This window comes from Lactobacillus sp. B4015, from assembly GCF_026536055.1.
Lineage (GTDB): Bacteria > Bacillota > Bacilli > Lactobacillales > Lactobacillaceae > Lactobacillus > Lactobacillus panisapium.
Genome location: NZ_JAFNOY010000004.1, coordinates 180,048 through 195,812 on the forward strand (window position 1 = coordinate 180,048; position 15,765 = coordinate 195,812).

Sequence of the window (15,765 nt, forward strand, 5' to 3'; positions counted from 1 at the left end):
ATATTAAACTTGATAAACCAAATTTTTAATTGCTTCATCCCCAAACTGCTCATTTTGCGCAATTAAAATGCCAGCACATGCTTCGCTGTCACTAAGTGCATTGTGGTGATGCCATAATTCGACATCTAAAACATCAGAAACAGTATCTAATTTATGGTTAGGCAGATCTGGTTCAAACAGTTTGCTGGTCTGCAACGTGTCAATGACAAAGTAATGCGGTTCCTGAATATCGTAACGACCTAAACTTTGACGCATAACATTAGTATCAAAGCGGGCGTTATGCGCACAAACGAGCATACCAGGTTGATAAAGCCGTTTAATGTGGGGCCAAACTTCAGCCATAGTAGGGGCATCTTTAACGTCATCGGCTGTAATATCGTGTACTTCAATATTACGGGCATCAAATGGCATTTGGGGATTAATAACAGTATAAAAACGGTCAACAATTTTATTATTCCGCACCATCACCAATGCTAATGAACAAGCACTTTCTGGGTGACGGTTAGCGGTCTCAAAGTCCATTGCGATAAAATTCATTTTTTCTCCTTTAAAACTTAATTTTAGTATAACATAGGATGAAGCAACTAAATGAATGCGGTAAAATAGTAAAAAGATAGGATAAAGGGAGCTATAACTTTGAAGTTATTTGATTTAGTAAAAGATGGAATAGAAATAAAAAAACAGGTTCCGCTTAGCAAGTATACATTTACTAAAACTGGTGGGCCAGCAGAATATTTAGCTTTTCCGCAAAATCAAGCCGAACTAGAAAAATTAGTGGAAACCGCTAATTCTAACCAAATTCCCTTAACCGTGATCGGTAATGCTTCCAACTTAATTATTCGTGATGGTGGAATTGCGGGTTTGGTAATTATTTTAACCAAAATGAATAAGATTACCATTAGCGGTAGCTGTGTTGAGGCGCAAGCGGGTGCCCGGATTATTGATACGGCGTTTTTTGCTGCTAAGCATGGTCTCAGCGGCTTGGAATTTGCTGCGGGTATTCCTGGAAGTGTTGGTGGAGCAGTTTTTATGAATGCGGGCGCATATGGCGGCGAGACAGCTGAGGTTATTCAAACAGTTAAGGTCTTGACGCCAACTGGTGAATTTAAGGAATATTCGAATAAGGAGATGCAATTTTCATATCGTCATTCTCTTGTTCAAGAAAATAATGATGTGGTAGTTAGTGCAACTTTTAGCTTGCATCCCGGTCAAAAAAATATCATTTTGGCTGAAATGAATTACTTAAATGCGTTGCGCCAATATAAACAGCCACTTGAATATCCTTCATGTGGCAGTGTTTTTAAGCGTCCCGCAGGCCATTATGTTGGGCCAATGATTATTCAAGCTGGTTTGCAGGGAAAACAGGTTGGTGGTGCTCAGAACTCGACTAAGCATGCCGGCTTTATTGTCAATAAAGGTGGTGCTACTGCAACAGATTATCTTGACTTAATTGCGTTAATCCAAGCCAAAATTAAAGAACAGTTTGGGCTGGATTTGCAGACGGAAGTTCGCATAATTGGTAAACCAATTGATTAAAAAATATTTTAGATATTAGAAAGGAGTATTTATGCATTTTAATGTTTCCAATATTTTTACTTGGAGCAACTTATCGACTATTCTTGATGTTTTAATCATCTGGTTTTTAGTCTACCACCTCGTTATTTTAATTAGGGGTACTAAGGCCGTTCAACTGGCAAAGGGAATTGTCTTAATCTTCATTGTCCGGATCATTGCCGGTGTTCTTCAGCTCCATACCACTACTTGGTTAATTGATCAGATTGTATCTTGGTCGGTAGTGGGAATTATCGTGATTTTTCAGCCTGAAATTAGGCGTGGACTTGAGCATTTAGGACGGCTGCCAATTTTTGGAGGTCGCGAGGAGAGTGAACGTGACGAATCGATTAGGTTTATCAATGAGCTAGATAAAGCGATTCAGTACATGTCCAAAAGAAGAATTGGTGCCCTGATTACAATCCAGCAGGAAACAGGTCTTGATGATTATATTGAGACAGGAATTAAATTAGATGCGCGGGTAACTGGCGAATTGCTAATAAACATTTTTATTCCTAATACTCCTTTACACGATGGTGCTGTTATTATTAACCAAGACCATGAAATTGCGGTTGCCGCTGCTTACTTGCCGCTGTCCGACAACAGTATGATCCCCAAGCGACTCGGAACAAGGCACCGCGCCGCTGTGGGTATTTCGGAAGTTACGGATGCGATTACGATCGTTGTATCTGAGGAAACAGGTGGAGTAACTATTACTCGAAATGGTCGTTTCCTTCTTGATATGACTCGTGACGAATATATGAAATATTTAACTGCTGAACTAGTACCTAAGAAAAATGAGAATGCTAAATGGTACCAAAAGATTATGCGTAAAATTTGGAAGTGGGGTGCTGACCGATGAAAGAATTTTGGCGTAAATCGTGGTTTATTCGTCTTGTTTCCTTACTAATAGCGATTTTATTGGTTATTTACGTTAATGATACTCAAGGCGGTTTCTTAACTCAGGGCCAAACTAGTCGTACCAGGCAAACAGCTAATAAAACACAGACAATTAGTGTGCCCCTACAAGTCTCTGTGGACACGGATAAATACTACGTAGTGGGTTACCCAGAAAAAGTCAATATTACATTGGAAGGTTCAACCGCGCTTGTGACTTCGACAATTAATACGCAAAATTTTCGCGCTTATATTGATTTAACAAGTAAAAGCATTGGCACCCACGATGTTAAAGTTCATGTTAATGGTATCAGCCGGCAAATTTCTTATTCAATTAATCCCAAGACGGTCCATGTCAATATTCAAAGACGAAAATCGACTACCATGCCTATACAAATAGAGTATAATAAGAGTGCTGTTGCCCATGGTTATACATTAGGGCATTCTAGCGTATATCCTCAGCAAGTTGAAGTTACTGGTGCGCGAAGCGAAGTTGAGCAGATTGACCAAATTATTGCTAAAGTTGTATTACCAAATGAAATTACTCACACTTATGAGCGGCAAGTAAGTTTGGTAGCGCAAGATCGAAAAGGTAGGCAGCTTAATGTCGTGATTGAGCCAGCTACTGCCAAGGTAACTATTCCAATCTCTGTTGCTAAGAAAAATGTCAAAGTTAAGTTGCAGCCAAAGCATGAACGAAATAACAAAATTTATTCACTAACTGCTAAAAATGACTATGTTACTATTTATGGTGCGGAAAAGGACTTAGCAAAGATTAAAAGTCTACAAGTACCAATTGATCTTAGTAATGTTGCTGCTTCAACGACAAAAACAGTTTCATTGGCCATACCGCATGGGGTAGTTAAGGCCAATCCTGCTCAAATTAGTATTGATATTAAAGTGGAAAATTCCGATGCTAAGGGCAGTAAAAATTAAATTGAAGATAAATAAAGAGAGGTAATTTTTAATGTTAAAATATTTTGGCACCGATGGTGTTAGAGGTGTAGCAAACCAAGACTTGTCCCCTGAATTAGCGTTTAAATTAGGACGCGATGGTGGTTATATATTAACTAAAAATAAAGCTAAAGATGAGCAAGCCAAAGTTTTAGTTTCGCGGGATACCAGAATATCTGGGCAAATGCTTGAATATGCGCTGATTTCGGGTTTGTTATCGGTTGGAATTGAAGTACTTGAAGTCGGTGTGATTACCACTCCCGGACTATCTTACTTAGTGCGTGCGCAGGGAGCCGATGCCGGTGTGCAAATTTCCGCATCCCATAATCCAGTTGAGGACAATGGAATTAAGTTCTTTGGTAGTGATGGCCTGAAGTTGTCTGATGAAATGGAAGGCGAAATTGAAAAATTAATTGATGCTAAAGAAGACAAACTCCCTCGACCATCAGCCGAAGGCTTAGGCTCGTTAACTGATTTTCATGAGGGTAGCGCTAAGTACCTTCAGTTCATTGAAAACACTATCCCAGAGGATCTTGATGGCATTAAAGTGGTCATCGATGGCGCAAATGGTGCTGCCAGCAATTTGATCTCACGCCTTTTTGCAGATTGCGGTGTTGACTTTACCACAATCGCCACACATCCCAACGGCTTAAATATCAACGATCAAGTTGGCGCAACGCATACCGAGAAGTTGCAAGAAGAAGTTGTTAAGCAAGGGGCACAACTCGGCTTAGCCTTTGACGGGGATGCTGATCGCTGCATTGCTGTTGATGAAAATGGTAATGAAGTCGATGGTGATCACATTATGTACGTTCTTGGCACCTGCATGCAAGATGGTGGTCGCCTGAAAAAGGATACTATCGTAACCACGGTCATGAGTAACTTAGGTTTCACTAAAGCCCTTGAGCGCAGAGGAATTAAGAATGTGCGGACACAAGTTGGTGATCGTTACGTTTCAGAAGAAATGCGTGCTAACGGCTATAATCTCGGTGGTGAGCAGTCTGGTCATGTCATTATGAGTGATTATCATAATACCGGGGATGGCATGCTAACTGGACTACACTTGATGTTAGTTATGAAGAAAACAGGTAAGAGTCTTAGTGAATTATTGGCTGATTTTAAAGATTATCCTCAATGTTTAGTCAATGTACCAGTTAAGAATAAGCAGGATTGGAAGAAACACCAACCAATTCTTGATGTCATTAAAGAAGTAGAAAAAGACATGAATGGTGATGGTCGCGTCTTAGTACGTCCATCTGGTACGCAATCACTACTGCGGGTAATGGCAGAAGGACCTACCCAAGAAGAAACTGATGCCTATGTTAAACGGATTACAGATGTTGTTGAGCAAGAGATGGGTGCTTAAACGATAAAATAAAATAAATTATCAAAGCAGGAAATTTTTTCCTGCTTTTTTGTGTTCTATCAAGGTTATTTTTAGTGTGTATATACCAATTATAATTTTTTAGCTTGACCAATTATCAAACTAGTAATATTATTCCTTACATAAAGCTAAATTTACTACTAGCCCAAATAAACATTTTTGGGCTATACCAAAGGAGAAAAATATGTGCGGAATTGTTGGAATTGTTGGAAAATCTGCTAGAGAAATTGTTTTAAATGGTTTGTCTAAGCTAGAATATCGTGGTTATGATTCAGCGGGGATTTACTTAAATGATCAGAAAGGCAATGAGTACATTACCAAAACTGTTGGCCGTATTCAAAATCTAAAAGATCAAATGACGCCTGATGAACAAGGATTAGTTGGTATCGGTCATACTCGCTGGGCAACCCATGGTAAGCCAACAGAAAATAATGCTCATCCGCAATATGATGAAACTAATCGTTTTTACCTAGTGCACAACGGTGTGATTGAAAATTATCAAGAAATAAAAAACAACTATTTGTCAGATGTAAATTTTGTTTCCGATACTGATACAGAAGTTATTGTTCAATTGATTAGTAAAATTGCGCGAACAGAAAATGTGGATGCTTTCACTGCCTTAAAAAAAGCTTTAACTAAAGTGAAGGGCTCATATGCTCTTTTACTAGTTGATAATACTAAGCCGCATCATATTTATATCGCAAAAAATAAGTCACCATTAATGCTAGGAATTGGTGCTGGTTTTAATATCATTGCTTCCGATGCGCTATCAGTATTAGATCAAACTAAAACATTTGCTGATTTACATGATGGGCAAGTTGGTGATATTACAAAAAACGGCTATGTGATAGAAAATCTTGCAGGTGAGCCTGCCGTTTTGCAACCATATACCTTAAAAATTGATCCAAATGCGACTTCTAAGGGAACCTATGATTTTTATATGTTAAAGGAAATTTGTGAGCAGCCCGGAGTTTTACGTCACCTAGAACAATTTTATTTAGATCAAAACGGCGAACCTCAAATTAAAGCAAAAATTATTGATATGCTGGCAGCTGCTGATCGGTTATATATTTTTGCTGCAGGGACCAGCTATCATGCGGGTCTGGTTGGTAAAGTGCTTTTTGAAAAGTTTGCAGGTGTACCCACCGAAGTTGGTTTTGCTTCTGAAGCCGGCTACCATTTTCCAATGATGTCAAAGCATCCCCTGTTTATTTTTCTATCACAATCGGGTGAAACTGCTGATTCTAGAGTAGTTTTACAGGAGGCAATTAAGAGAAATATTCCAAGTTTAACTTTAACCAATGTTCCTAATTCAACTCTTGCTCGTGAAGCAACTGCCTCACTTTCGTTAGAAGCAGGGCCGGAGATTGCGGTTGCATCTACCAAAGCCTACACTGCTCAGATTGCTTTAGAAGCTATTTTAGCTAAAGCATTAGGAGAAAATATTGGCAATGAAAATGCGTGTGCTTTTGATTTAAAAACTGCTTTTGCCCTAGCTGCTGAAGGAGCAGAGCAAGTAATTTCTAGTAAGGAAAAAATTGAGCAATTAGCTCAAAAGATTTTGCTTCCCTCCCGTAATGCGTTTTATATTGGCCGCGGAATCGATTATCCGCTTGCCCTTGAAGCGGCGCTTAAACTAAAGGAAGTATCATACATTCAAACCGAAGGATTTGCAGCCGCTGAATTGAAGCACGGGACAATTTCACTAATTGAAAAAGGAACACCCGTAATTGCCCTGATTAATGATTCATTAACAGCTGATTTAATGCGAGGTAACATACAAGAAGTAATTGCGCGCGGAGCAAGTGTAATTACGATTGCAAGCAAAAAATTAGCAGATAAAGATGACGATATTGTTCTCCCAGAGATAAATTATTATTTAACCCCACTGGTAAGTGTTGTGGTCGCACAGCTATTTGCCTATTATGCTTCCAAAGATAAGGGGCTTGATGTTGATAAACCACGGAATTTAGCCAAAAGCGTAACGGTTGAATAAGTTTTAAAACTCCTTGATCCAATCTGAAAAAGAGTGAATATTGAAAAAAGTCGTAAGTAATTACGACTTTTTGTATAATAGAGATGATAATATTCAGATTGTGGGAGGAAAAAACTTTGTCAATTAAATTAATTGCGGTCGATTTAGATGGTACCTTGCTTTCTAGCAATAATAGTATTTTGCCAGAAACACAAAAAACTTTAAAGCAGGCCATAGACTTAGGTATTCAAGTAGTTCTTGCCACTGGTCGCCCATTGTCAGGCGTAATGAAGTTCAATCGGGAGTTGGGGCTAGCCGGGGAAAAACAATATAATATTGTCTTTAACGGCGCAGTTATTCAAAACTTAGCTGGTAAAGTGCTGATGAGTCAAGAGATGAATTATCATGATTTCACCAATATGCGCCGTTTACAGCGACTTGCCCATGTTAACCTGCATTTTGAAACTCCAGAATGTTTTTGGACCTGTGACCGAGAATTGGGCGTTAACTTATCAGTCAATGCTGCAAGGACAAAAAATGTTATTAAAGTACGAAAAGCGGAAGAGCTTCCTCAAGATTTTACTTTTAATAAAGTGGGCTTTAGCGAAACAGATGAGGTCGAAGAAATAGAAAAACTCTGGAATAATATTCCAGAGTGGACATTTGCTAAATATGATGTTGTGCGTAGCTTTTCTTCTAATATTGAAATTAATATTAAAGATGCTTCAAAAGGAAATGCACTAATCAATCTCGCAGACAGGTTAAAAATTGCTCCTAGTCAGGTCATGGTATTTGGTGATCAAGGAAATGATATTTCAATGTTTTTGAATCCGAGTTTTAAAAAAGTGGCAATGGGAAATGCAATTGAAATGATCAAAGATAATGCAGATTATATAACCGAGGACAATGATCATGACGGAATTGCGAAAGCATTAAAAAAGTTTGTTTTGTAGTAGAATAAAACTAGGTTGACTATTATGGTAAAGAAAAACAAAGAACATAATATTTCTGAAGCCGAGTGGGAAGTCATGAGAATAGTGTGGACTCTCGGCGAAATTCATACTGGTGAGGTAATCGAGCAACTTCAGTCTAAGAAAAATTGGTCTGAATCTACCATTAAAACATTAATGGGACGCTTGGTAAAAAAAGGTCTGTTGCAGACTCGAAAAGATGGTCGCCGATATGTTTATTCTGCCACGGTTACGCAAATTCAGATGATGATTCAGGTCACAAAAGAAATGATGAATCATATGTGTGACATGCATAAAGGGCAGGTCTTGATTGAAATATTAAAAGACATGCCTTTGTCTGAAAGTGATATTGCTACAATTGAAACAGAACTTGCACACAAAAAACTGCATGCACCAGCCAAAATTGCTTGCAACTGCTTAGCTTCGGGTCAACACGATTGCTAGAACATTAGTTAATCTACCTAAGGAGGTAAGTCTAATGAGAAGGTTTGCTAGTATAATTTTGCGGTTAGTATTTATAGTATTTATTGGTGCTGCGGGCTTTTTGTTATTTGAAAGTCCGGCCACGATCAATGTTCAAAACGTTCCGAAAGTTGCGCGCTCCGTAATAAAGAAGAACGTCGATAAAAGTGGTGATGCCAATTTAAAGGGAACATTAAAGTTAGCTAAAGACTTTGGTGTTGAAAATAAGGTGCTTGAGCAATTGCCTTCAAAGTATCATCGGGATTTATCCTATGTTGACTTGTATAATCTTAGCGTTAGTTATCAAGAAAATGGTGAGTTAACTGCCAAAAATTTAAAGCTACCTGAGAAAAACGAGGTTCAAAAAGCTGTTAATTATCTGATACTCCAGCGTGTTAATAAGGGATTATCGGATAATTCTAAGCAGGTCAATAACTCAATCAACATTTTTCACTACTTCTTATTTGGAGCAATTTTGATTTTAGCTCTTGCAGCATTGTTAGTATTATTTGGCCAATCTTGGGCCTCAATTGCTTTATTAATTGCTGCAGTTTGCTCTTTTGGTGCCTTGCAATATTACCTAAATCAATTAGTCCAATATCTACAAAGCGAATTAGATCCAGGAATTTCTTTAATCACTTCCTCAATGTTATGGTTAGGTTTAGCAATTAGTGTTGTCGTTGCTATTATCTGGCCACTAGGCTTAAAGTTGACCAAGAAAAAGGATTAGAAATTTATAGCATTTTGTTGTTAACCCCATAATTAGCATAACTAATTATGGGGTATTTTTAATGGTCAGCAAAATTATCTAAACAGATTAAAGCTGAAATATGACGGTCTCCCCAAATATGGCCAGAGGTTTTATGAATTAGGTTGTCTTGATGCTATTAACTATACTAATCAACCGATAACCCATTGATTATTATATTACTCAAGTAGAATTGCCTAGTAATTAGGCAATAAAGAATTGTAGTAGTACAATTTTATGAAATAATAAGCAAAATACTAGTACAAAAAAGGTAAATTTACGATAATTAAGGAGTTAGTTTTAAATAAATAAAATTTTATAGAATATAAAGGTTGGCTTTCAACCAAAATAAATTACATAGTTATAATTTCTTCGTTAACTTAGTTAAAGTAAGTCCTTATAAAATCTTTTAGACGTCAACATTTACGATTTATATTATAAATAACATAAATTGCATTTAATAACATTATTCAATTGTGATAAAATATAAAATATAGTTTGAATGATTGAAATAACGAGGGATTAATAAATGTATTATTTTTTAAATAACAGATTAGACTCCAATAGTTCTGGCATTGAACATGCTGAAGTTAAAAGGCTAAAATTATTTAAGCAAAAGGGTGTAAAAGCTAAACTTGCAATGCGTGATTATAATCGTTTTGCTCATCGAAATTTACCGCTATATGGTTTAAACGATGACGATTATGTCAATATGTACGACTTTTTTGCTGGAACGGTTAATTATCCGCAACAAAAGATGACAATTGATGAGCTACCAATTCCCGAATCTGATCAGATTAAAAAGGTTGATAATGGCTATGAAGTATACGATGGTAATCGCAAAACAATGTTAATTACTTTGTTTAGTGATAATAATCTTGATAGTATTACTTATTTTAATGCTGATGATCATAAGACAAAAATGGATTTTTATGACACTAGAGGATTTAAAAGCTTTACGCAAATTTTTAATACTTCAAACGATAACCTTATTTATGAATCATTTTATCGACCTGATAATACAGTTTATTATGAAGTTTCATATGAGCAAAAACCAAAGTGGCTTGCAGCAACTAATATTCAACTAACGGATAAAAAAGGTATACAGTATTCGCTGATGAATATAGGACAAGCTTTTACTATTATGCTTGACGAGCTAAATGAACAAGATGGCGGCCAATCTACTTTTATCTCAGATCGTAGTAATATCACCAATTTACCTATGATAAACATGAAAACACCGGCACGTAAAATTGAGCATTTTCATAGTATTCATTATGGTGATTACAGAGACCCCAACTCATTTTTATCATATGGCTCAATTGCCAATACAGAGCAGTTAAGTAAAACTGACTTAATTATCACGCCCGGACAGCGCCAGGCAGATGACATGAAAAAACGGTTGCGGACCCAAGTACCGATTGTTGCGATTCCTGTCGGTATTGTATCCAATGAGCAGCTTGCCAAGCCGCATATTCCTATGAGTCAGAGAATTCCCGGTAAAATTGTTATTTTAGCAAGGTTATTTGTTGAAAAACGCATAGGTGATTCTATTAATGCATTTGCGCAAGTTTATCAGAAAAATAAAGACTTAACATTAGATATTTACGGGTACCCAGATGGTTCAGATAATTGTAAAGAAGAAAAGAAATTGAAAAAGCTAGTTAAGGATCTTGGCTTAGAAAATTGTATCCATTTTTGGGGTTACGCAAATGATGTTGATACTATTTATGACCATGCTCAGCTTATGTTGCTTTCTTCACTTTATGAAGGTGCGTCTCTAGTTACGATGGAAGCTCAATCGCATGGCGTTCCGGTAATTTCTTATGACATTAATTATGGTCCATCTGATTTAATTAATAATAATGTTAGTGGTGTTCTCGTACCAAACGGAAATGTTGATGTTTTTGCAGATGAAATTGCAAAATACTTCTCAGATTCTAATTTACGTGAACGAATGAGTGAGGCTGCTTATGAAAATTCTAAGCGCTTTTCAGGTGATGAAGTTTGGAAATACTGGAAAAAATATGTAATTGATACGGATAAGGCCTAAAAAGATTTATTTTTAACTAATAGTTGCATATCTTTAACCATCTTTTAAAGATGGTTTTTTTATTTTTTAAATTATTATTAATTGCATTTCAAAATTATTTACGTTAGTATGGTTAATTAGTTAGCTTGCTAACTAAAATTTTGGGAGGAATTACATGCAAAGAAAATTAGATGCAAAATTAATTTGTTCAATTTTTGCGGCAGGACTGATGTCTTTTTCAGGAGTCCTGATAGAAACGGCGGGGAATGTTACTTTTCCTGTCTTAATGAATGAATTTCACGTTAATATGGCGATGGTTCAATGGATGACAACGGGTTACTTGCTTGTAGCCTCGATTATCATGCCATTATCTGCCTATTTGAAACGAAATTTCAGTTCACGTACGCTGTTTATTACTGCTTCGGCAGTCTTTATTGCAGGATTGCTTATTGATGTTGTGGCTAGAAACTTTTCCTTCTTAGTAATTGGACGAATTGTTCAAGGGGCTGGAGCCGGGATTGCGATTCCATTGATGTTTAACATTATTTTGGAAAGAACACCGTTGGATAAAATCGGTTTGCTGATGGGAATCGGAACAATGATCACTGCTGTAGCACCGGCTTTAGGACCAACTTTTGGTGGCTTAGTTGTAAACACAATGGGATGGCGTTTTATTTACATTTTCATCATTCCAGTAATGATTATTTCTTTGGTTATGGGACTTGCTTCTATCACTAAGGAAAGTAAGAAAATTAAACATTCTAAGTTAGATTTTGCGGGCTTTTTAAGTATTACCGTAACTTTCATTGGCTTGATTTTAGCCTTCAGTAATTTAGCAACAGTTTTACAAAAACCATTAACGTTTGCTATTCCACTAATTATTGGCATTATCGGATTGATCATTTTTATTAGGCATTCGCTAAAAGTGGCAAATCCGCTAATTAATATTCGGGTGTTTAAGAAAATTAAGTTTACTCAGGGTCTGGGCGCTTATTTTATTTTTCAAATTAACACGTTAGGTTTATCTTTTATTTTGCCTAACTATGTTCAAATTGTTAATCGTTCGACAGCGATGATTGCTGGGTTGCTACTCTTAACTGGTGGTATTATTGGAGCAATTGCATCGCCTGTTGGTGGTCGGTTACTTGATAATTATGGTCCACGTAAGCCAATTATGACTGGTGCGATGTTTGAATTAATTGGGGGATTGCTTTTCTGTCTTTTTGCAGCCAACTTTACTTCAATTGAAATTATCATCTTTTATACCATTACAATGCTTGGTACGGGCTTAATCATGGGTAACACGATGACCGCATCACTTAATGTTTTAAGTGAAAAAGAAAATACCGACGGTAATGGTTTATTCAACATGGCACAACAGTTTGCTGGGGCAGTGGGAACTGCAATTGTTTCCGCAATCATGCAATTTGTTCAACAGATGAGTGGCAAGAATACTGCGGCCGGTAAATTAGTTGATGCCTCACAAGTTGGTTTAATCTTTTTGCTTGTTTTAGTGGTAGTTGGTGTATACTTGCTGTATAAAGCTACTAAACCTGTTAAAGCAAAGGAATAAAAATGGAAAGACTCGGATTAGCCTTACAACGTGTCCAGAATACTTTTAACCGTAATGTCGATCATTTTGCAAGAAGCTTAGGACTAACGGGAACGCAGATGTTAATTATCGAATATTTAACTTCTTTTTCCACTAAGCAACCAATCTATCAAAAAGATATTGAGCACGAATTTAATATTAGAAAATCAACTGCTACTAATATCTTGCATTTGATGGAACAAAAGAACTTGATCAGCAAAGAGGTTAATAGTCAGGATACTCGCTATAAGGTAATTCGGTTAACAGTAAAAGCAGTTAAACTAGAAAAAGAAATAACAAATTACTTTATCGCCTCAGAACAAGAAACTGAAAAGATTTTGGGGTCAGATACTAAAAAGAAATTGCTGGCAAATTTAGCCAAACTAGATTCTGCTTTATCAGATAATAAAAAGCACTAGCTAATCCATTATGGATAAGCAGCTAGTGCTTTTTTAGTTGATAATTACCGGTCTAATCAACCTATTATCTTTCGTAATTTGGCGCCTTTTTTGTGATTTGAACATCGTGCGGGTGTGATTCACGTAAACCCGCATTGGTAATCCTCACAAACTGAGCATTTTCACGTAAGTCAGCAATTGTTGCAGCACCAACATAACCCATTCCGGAACGTAATCCGCCAATAATTTGGAAAACAATATCAGAAACATCGCCCTTGTAAGGTACTCGTGCTTCAACGCCTTCGGGAACTAGCTTATTTGCTTCGTTAACACCACCCTGGAAATAACGATCTGAAGAACCATGTGCCTGTGCCATTGCGCCAACTGAACCCATGCCACGGTATGTTTTGAATTTTTGTCCTTCACTCTCAAAAATTTCACCCGGAGCTTCTGTTGTACCAGAAAGCATGCTACCTAGCATAACTGCGTTGCCACCAGCCCCAAGAGCTTTAACAATATCGCCTGAATATTGCATACCTCCATCGGCAATAATTGGTTTATGGTACTCCTGGGCAGCAGTAGCTGCATCATAAATAGCGGTAATTTGTGGTACGCCAACACCGGCAACAACCCGAGTAGTACAAATTGAACCTGGACCAATCCCAACTTTGACGACATCAACGCCAGCATCAAAAAGTGCCCTAGCTGCGTCACCGGTGGCAATGTTGCCAGCAATTAAAGTGACATTAGGAAAATGGGTGCGAATTTCTTTAATTTTGCGCAAAACGCCTGCAGAATGGCCGTGTGCCGTATCGATTACAATTGCATCAGCACCTTTTTCTAGCAGGGCTTCAGCGCGTTCAAAGGTATCACTGGTTACGCCAATTGCTGCGGCAACAAGAAGCCGATTCTGGTCATCAACGGCTGCTTTGGCAATGTTGCTTGGAACAACGACATTTTTAACGTTAGCAACTTCACCCGCTTGGGCACTAATTGACATATTTTTATGAATAACACCAAGGCCACCTTGTAAAGCAATTGCAATTGCCATTGCGCCTTCTGTAACTGTATCCATTCCGGCACTTATTAGCGGAATCTTTAATTTAAGGTTAGGGGCTAATTCGGTTTGCAAATCTACCTCATTTGGAAGTACGTGACTTTCTGCTGGAATTAATAAAACATCATCAAATGTCAGTCCTTCTTTAATAAATTTCGTTGTCCAATTTGACATAGTCGCACTCCTTATCTTTATGCATAATGAATTTAAATTGTCTCCACTTTACTAATGATTTTCGTAACGGTCAAGCCAAAATTTAACTTATCATTAGTTAAGTTTCAAACATGAAGCAGTTATAATTATGAATAAAAAGCGAATAAATCAAGCATTCAATTTTTTATTGTAAACATTTTTAAAAATGCTATTATTAAATAAAGTACTAAATTAATAGATATAGCGTCCTTGATATTTACTCTTGGCTTGTTATAATGTTCGTGTTATCTTCAAGCCGAGGGCTAAAAGCTACAGCTCTTCAACTAACCAATCAATTTTATCAGAAAGTGATTGTGTTAAAAAGATAATTGTGGTCATTGGAAATAATAAAGGAGAACGCAAACAATGGAAAAACTGACTCGTGAATTTGTCGCTGGGTTGCCTAAAGCAGAATTGCATGTTCATATCGAAGGAACTCTTGAACCTGAATTAGAATTTGCTTGTGCAAAGAGAAATCATATTGACATTGGTGCAAAATCCCCGGCCGATGTTGACCACAGTTATGGTTATGGTCTTACAGAATTTTTAAAAGCCTATTACAATGGGATGAAGGTTTTGCGGACAAAGCAAGATTTTTATGATGTTACATGGGCATTTTTACAAAAAATGGCGCAAAATAATGTTAAGCATTTAGAATTATTTTTTGATCCACAGGCACATACCAGCAGAGGAATAGCCTTTGAAACAGTAATAGAAGGGATACACGAAGCAATTGTAGATGGCCGCGCGTTAGGCGTAGACACCCAGCTAATAATGTGCTTTCTCCGTGAATTTTCTAAGGAATCCGCTCGTCAAACCTTAGAAGCGGCAAGGCCTTATCATGAGAAGGGCTGGATAATCGGCGTTGGTCTTGATTCAGCTGAACATCACAATCCACCGTTGAAATTCATGTTAATTTTTGCAGAAGCCAAAAAGCAGGGTTACTATTTAACAATGCATTGTGATCCAAAGCAAGTTGACTCTGTGGAACACATTAAGCAAGCGCTGGAAATTATTGAAGTTGATCGGCTTGACCACGGGATGAATATTATTGAAAATCCAGATTTAATGGCTTATCTTGTTGAAGAAAAAATTGGTATAACCGCCTGCCCAATTGCATATTATTACACACGTCAGGATATGGAAGAAAAAGCAATCACTACACTTTTTAAACAGGGTGCACTAATTAGCCTGAATTCTGATGATCCTTCATATAAAGGTGGTAATTACATTAACGATGTTTACTATCAATTTGCGCAAAAAGTTGGTTGGGGCAGAGAAGAACTGATTCAGATTGCGAAAAATTCTTTTACCACCTCGTGGATTAGTGATAATGCCAAAAAGGCTTATTTGCAGCAAATCGATGATTACGTAGCAAAAAACTAGTTAAAAAGTACTATTTTGTGTAAGGAAGTAGTACTTTTTTATTTTCCACAACACAAATCAAATTTTCTATTAAATAAAATTGAGCATTATGTTAGATTAATGGTAAACTGTGATCACCGCTTAGGGGCAATAAGCCGGTTTTTGCGGTTAAGATAAATTGAAAAGTT

General features: G+C 37.1%; 14 protein-coding genes. 12 read left to right on the forward strand and 2 right to left on the reverse strand.

The genetic code is table 11. The features are described from left to right. Nucleotides 1–3: 3 nt before the first annotated feature. Nucleotides 4–537, reverse strand: a complete 534-nt coding sequence (locus tag J3U71_RS05550) for a 3'-5' exonuclease (RefSeq protein WP_267392820.1) — start codon at nucleotides 535–537, stop codon at nucleotides 4–6. 99 nt (nucleotides 538–636) lie between these two features. Between J3U71_RS05550 and murB the strand changes: the two genes are divergently transcribed. The 11 genes from murB to J3U71_RS05605 all read left to right on the forward strand — a co-directional run bounded on the left by murB (nucleotide 637) and on the right by J3U71_RS05605 (nucleotide 12,984). Beyond that, entirely contained in the window at nucleotides 637–1,536 is a 900-nt protein-coding gene (murB, locus tag J3U71_RS05555) for a UDP-N-acetylmuramate dehydrogenase (RefSeq protein ID WP_267392819.1), read from the forward strand. Nucleotides 1,537–1,567: 31 nt separating this feature from the next. Then, the gene (gene cdaA, locus J3U71_RS05560) at nucleotides 1,568–2,413 is read left to right on the forward strand and encodes a diadenylate cyclase CdaA (RefSeq protein ID WP_220269426.1); all 846 of its coding nucleotides are present in this window, start codon (nucleotides 1,568–1,570) and stop codon (nucleotides 2,411–2,413) included. Next, the gene (locus tag J3U71_RS05565; protein WP_220269427.1) at nucleotides 2,410–3,384 is read left to right on the forward strand and encodes a YbbR-like domain-containing protein; all 975 of its coding nucleotides are present in this window, start codon (nucleotides 2,410–2,412) and stop codon (nucleotides 3,382–3,384) included. The genes cdaA and J3U71_RS05565 overlap by 4 nt, the downstream gene beginning before the upstream one ends. A 31-nt stretch (nucleotides 3,385–3,415) precedes the next feature. After that, nucleotides 3,416–4,768: a phosphoglucosamine mutase gene (gene glmM, locus J3U71_RS05570; protein WP_267392818.1), complete on the forward strand. Its 1,353-nt coding sequence runs from the start codon at nucleotides 3,416–3,418 to the stop codon at nucleotides 4,766–4,768. Nucleotides 4,769–4,970: 202 nt separating this feature from the next. Continuing rightward, the gene (gene glmS, locus J3U71_RS05575) at nucleotides 4,971–6,782 is read left to right on the forward strand and encodes a glutamine--fructose-6-phosphate transaminase (isomerizing) (RefSeq protein WP_267392817.1); all 1,812 of its coding nucleotides are present in this window, start codon (nucleotides 4,971–4,973) and stop codon (nucleotides 6,780–6,782) included. Nucleotides 6,783–6,898: 116 nt separating this feature from the next. Further along, nucleotides 6,899–7,714 carry a Cof-type HAD-IIB family hydrolase gene (locus tag J3U71_RS05580; RefSeq protein ID WP_267392816.1) on the forward strand — a complete coding sequence of 272 codons (816 nt, stop codon included), beginning with the start codon at nucleotides 6,899–6,901 and terminating at the stop codon, nucleotides 7,712–7,714. A gap of 24 nt (nucleotides 7,715–7,738) precedes the next feature. Continuing rightward, the gene (locus J3U71_RS05585) at nucleotides 7,739–8,176 is read left to right on the forward strand and encodes a CopY/TcrY family copper transport repressor (RefSeq protein ID WP_220269430.1); all 438 of its coding nucleotides are present in this window, start codon (nucleotides 7,739–7,741) and stop codon (nucleotides 8,174–8,176) included. A gap of 34 nt (nucleotides 8,177–8,210) precedes the next feature. Beyond that, nucleotides 8,211–8,924, forward strand: coding sequence for a hypothetical protein (locus J3U71_RS05590; protein ID WP_220269431.1), 714 nt, complete (start codon nucleotides 8,211–8,213; stop codon nucleotides 8,922–8,924). Between the two features lie 547 nt (nucleotides 8,925–9,471). Further along, the gene (locus tag J3U71_RS05595) at nucleotides 9,472–10,995 is read left to right on the forward strand and encodes a glycosyltransferase (protein ID WP_220269432.1); all 1,524 of its coding nucleotides are present in this window, start codon (nucleotides 9,472–9,474) and stop codon (nucleotides 10,993–10,995) included. Nucleotides 10,996–11,149: 154 nt separating this feature from the next. Then, nucleotides 11,150–12,547: a DHA2 family efflux MFS transporter permease subunit gene (locus J3U71_RS05600; RefSeq protein WP_220269433.1), complete on the forward strand. Its 1,398-nt coding sequence runs from the start codon at nucleotides 11,150–11,152 to the stop codon at nucleotides 12,545–12,547. A gap of 2 nt (nucleotides 12,548–12,549) precedes the next feature. Next, on the forward strand, nucleotides 12,550–12,984 hold the full coding sequence (locus J3U71_RS05605) for a MarR family winged helix-turn-helix transcriptional regulator (RefSeq protein WP_220269434.1): 435 nt from the start codon (nucleotides 12,550–12,552) through the stop codon (nucleotides 12,982–12,984). A gap of 64 nt (nucleotides 12,985–13,048) precedes the next feature. Here the strand turns inward: J3U71_RS05605 and guaB are convergent, their stop codons facing one another. Next, nucleotides 13,049–14,194: an IMP dehydrogenase gene (gene guaB, locus J3U71_RS05610; protein WP_220220998.1), complete on the reverse strand. Its 1,146-nt coding sequence runs from the start codon at nucleotides 14,192–14,194 to the stop codon at nucleotides 13,049–13,051. A 384-nt stretch (nucleotides 14,195–14,578) separates the two neighbouring features. Between guaB and add the strand changes: the two genes are divergently transcribed. Beyond that, complete coding sequence (gene add, locus J3U71_RS05615; protein WP_220269435.1) at nucleotides 14,579–15,598, forward strand: adenosine deaminase; 1,020 nt, start codon at nucleotides 14,579–14,581, stop codon at nucleotides 15,596–15,598. The last annotated feature ends 167 nt before the right edge of the window (nucleotides 15,599–15,765 follow it).

Excerpts from the sequence above, each read along its gene's own strand:
- J3U71_RS05550 (WP_267392820.1), bottom strand. The coding sequence starts at position 537 with ATGAATTTTATCGCAATGGACTTTGAGACCGCTAACCGTCACCCAGAA.
- cdaA (WP_220269426.1), top strand. The coding sequence starts at position 1,568 with ATGCATTTTAATGTTTCCAATATTTTTACTTGGAGCAACTTATCGACT.
- J3U71_RS05565 (WP_220269427.1), top strand. The coding sequence starts at position 2,410 with ATGAAAGAATTTTGGCGTAAATCGTGGTTTATTCGTCTTGTTTCCTTA.
- glmM (WP_267392818.1), top strand. The coding sequence starts at position 3,416 with ATGTTAAAATATTTTGGCACCGATGGTGTTAGAGGTGTAGCAAACCAA.
- glmS (WP_267392817.1), top strand. The coding sequence starts at position 4,971 with ATGTGCGGAATTGTTGGAATTGTTGGAAAATCTGCTAGAGAAATTGTT.
- J3U71_RS05585 (WP_220269430.1), top strand. The coding sequence starts at position 7,739 with ATGGTAAAGAAAAACAAAGAACATAATATTTCTGAAGCCGAGTGGGAA.
- J3U71_RS05590 (WP_220269431.1), top strand. The coding sequence starts at position 8,211 with ATGAGAAGGTTTGCTAGTATAATTTTGCGGTTAGTATTTATAGTATTT.
- J3U71_RS05595 (WP_220269432.1), top strand. The coding sequence starts at position 9,472 with ATGTATTATTTTTTAAATAACAGATTAGACTCCAATAGTTCTGGCATT.
- J3U71_RS05600 (WP_220269433.1), top strand. The coding sequence starts at position 11,150 with ATGCAAAGAAAATTAGATGCAAAATTAATTTGTTCAATTTTTGCGGCA.
- J3U71_RS05605 (WP_220269434.1), top strand. The coding sequence starts at position 12,550 with ATGGAAAGACTCGGATTAGCCTTACAACGTGTCCAGAATACTTTTAAC.
- guaB (WP_220220998.1), bottom strand. The coding sequence starts at position 14,194 with ATGTCAAATTGGACAACGAAATTTATTAAAGAAGGACTGACATTTGAT.
- add (WP_220269435.1), top strand. The coding sequence starts at position 14,579 with ATGGAAAAACTGACTCGTGAATTTGTCGCTGGGTTGCCTAAAGCAGAA.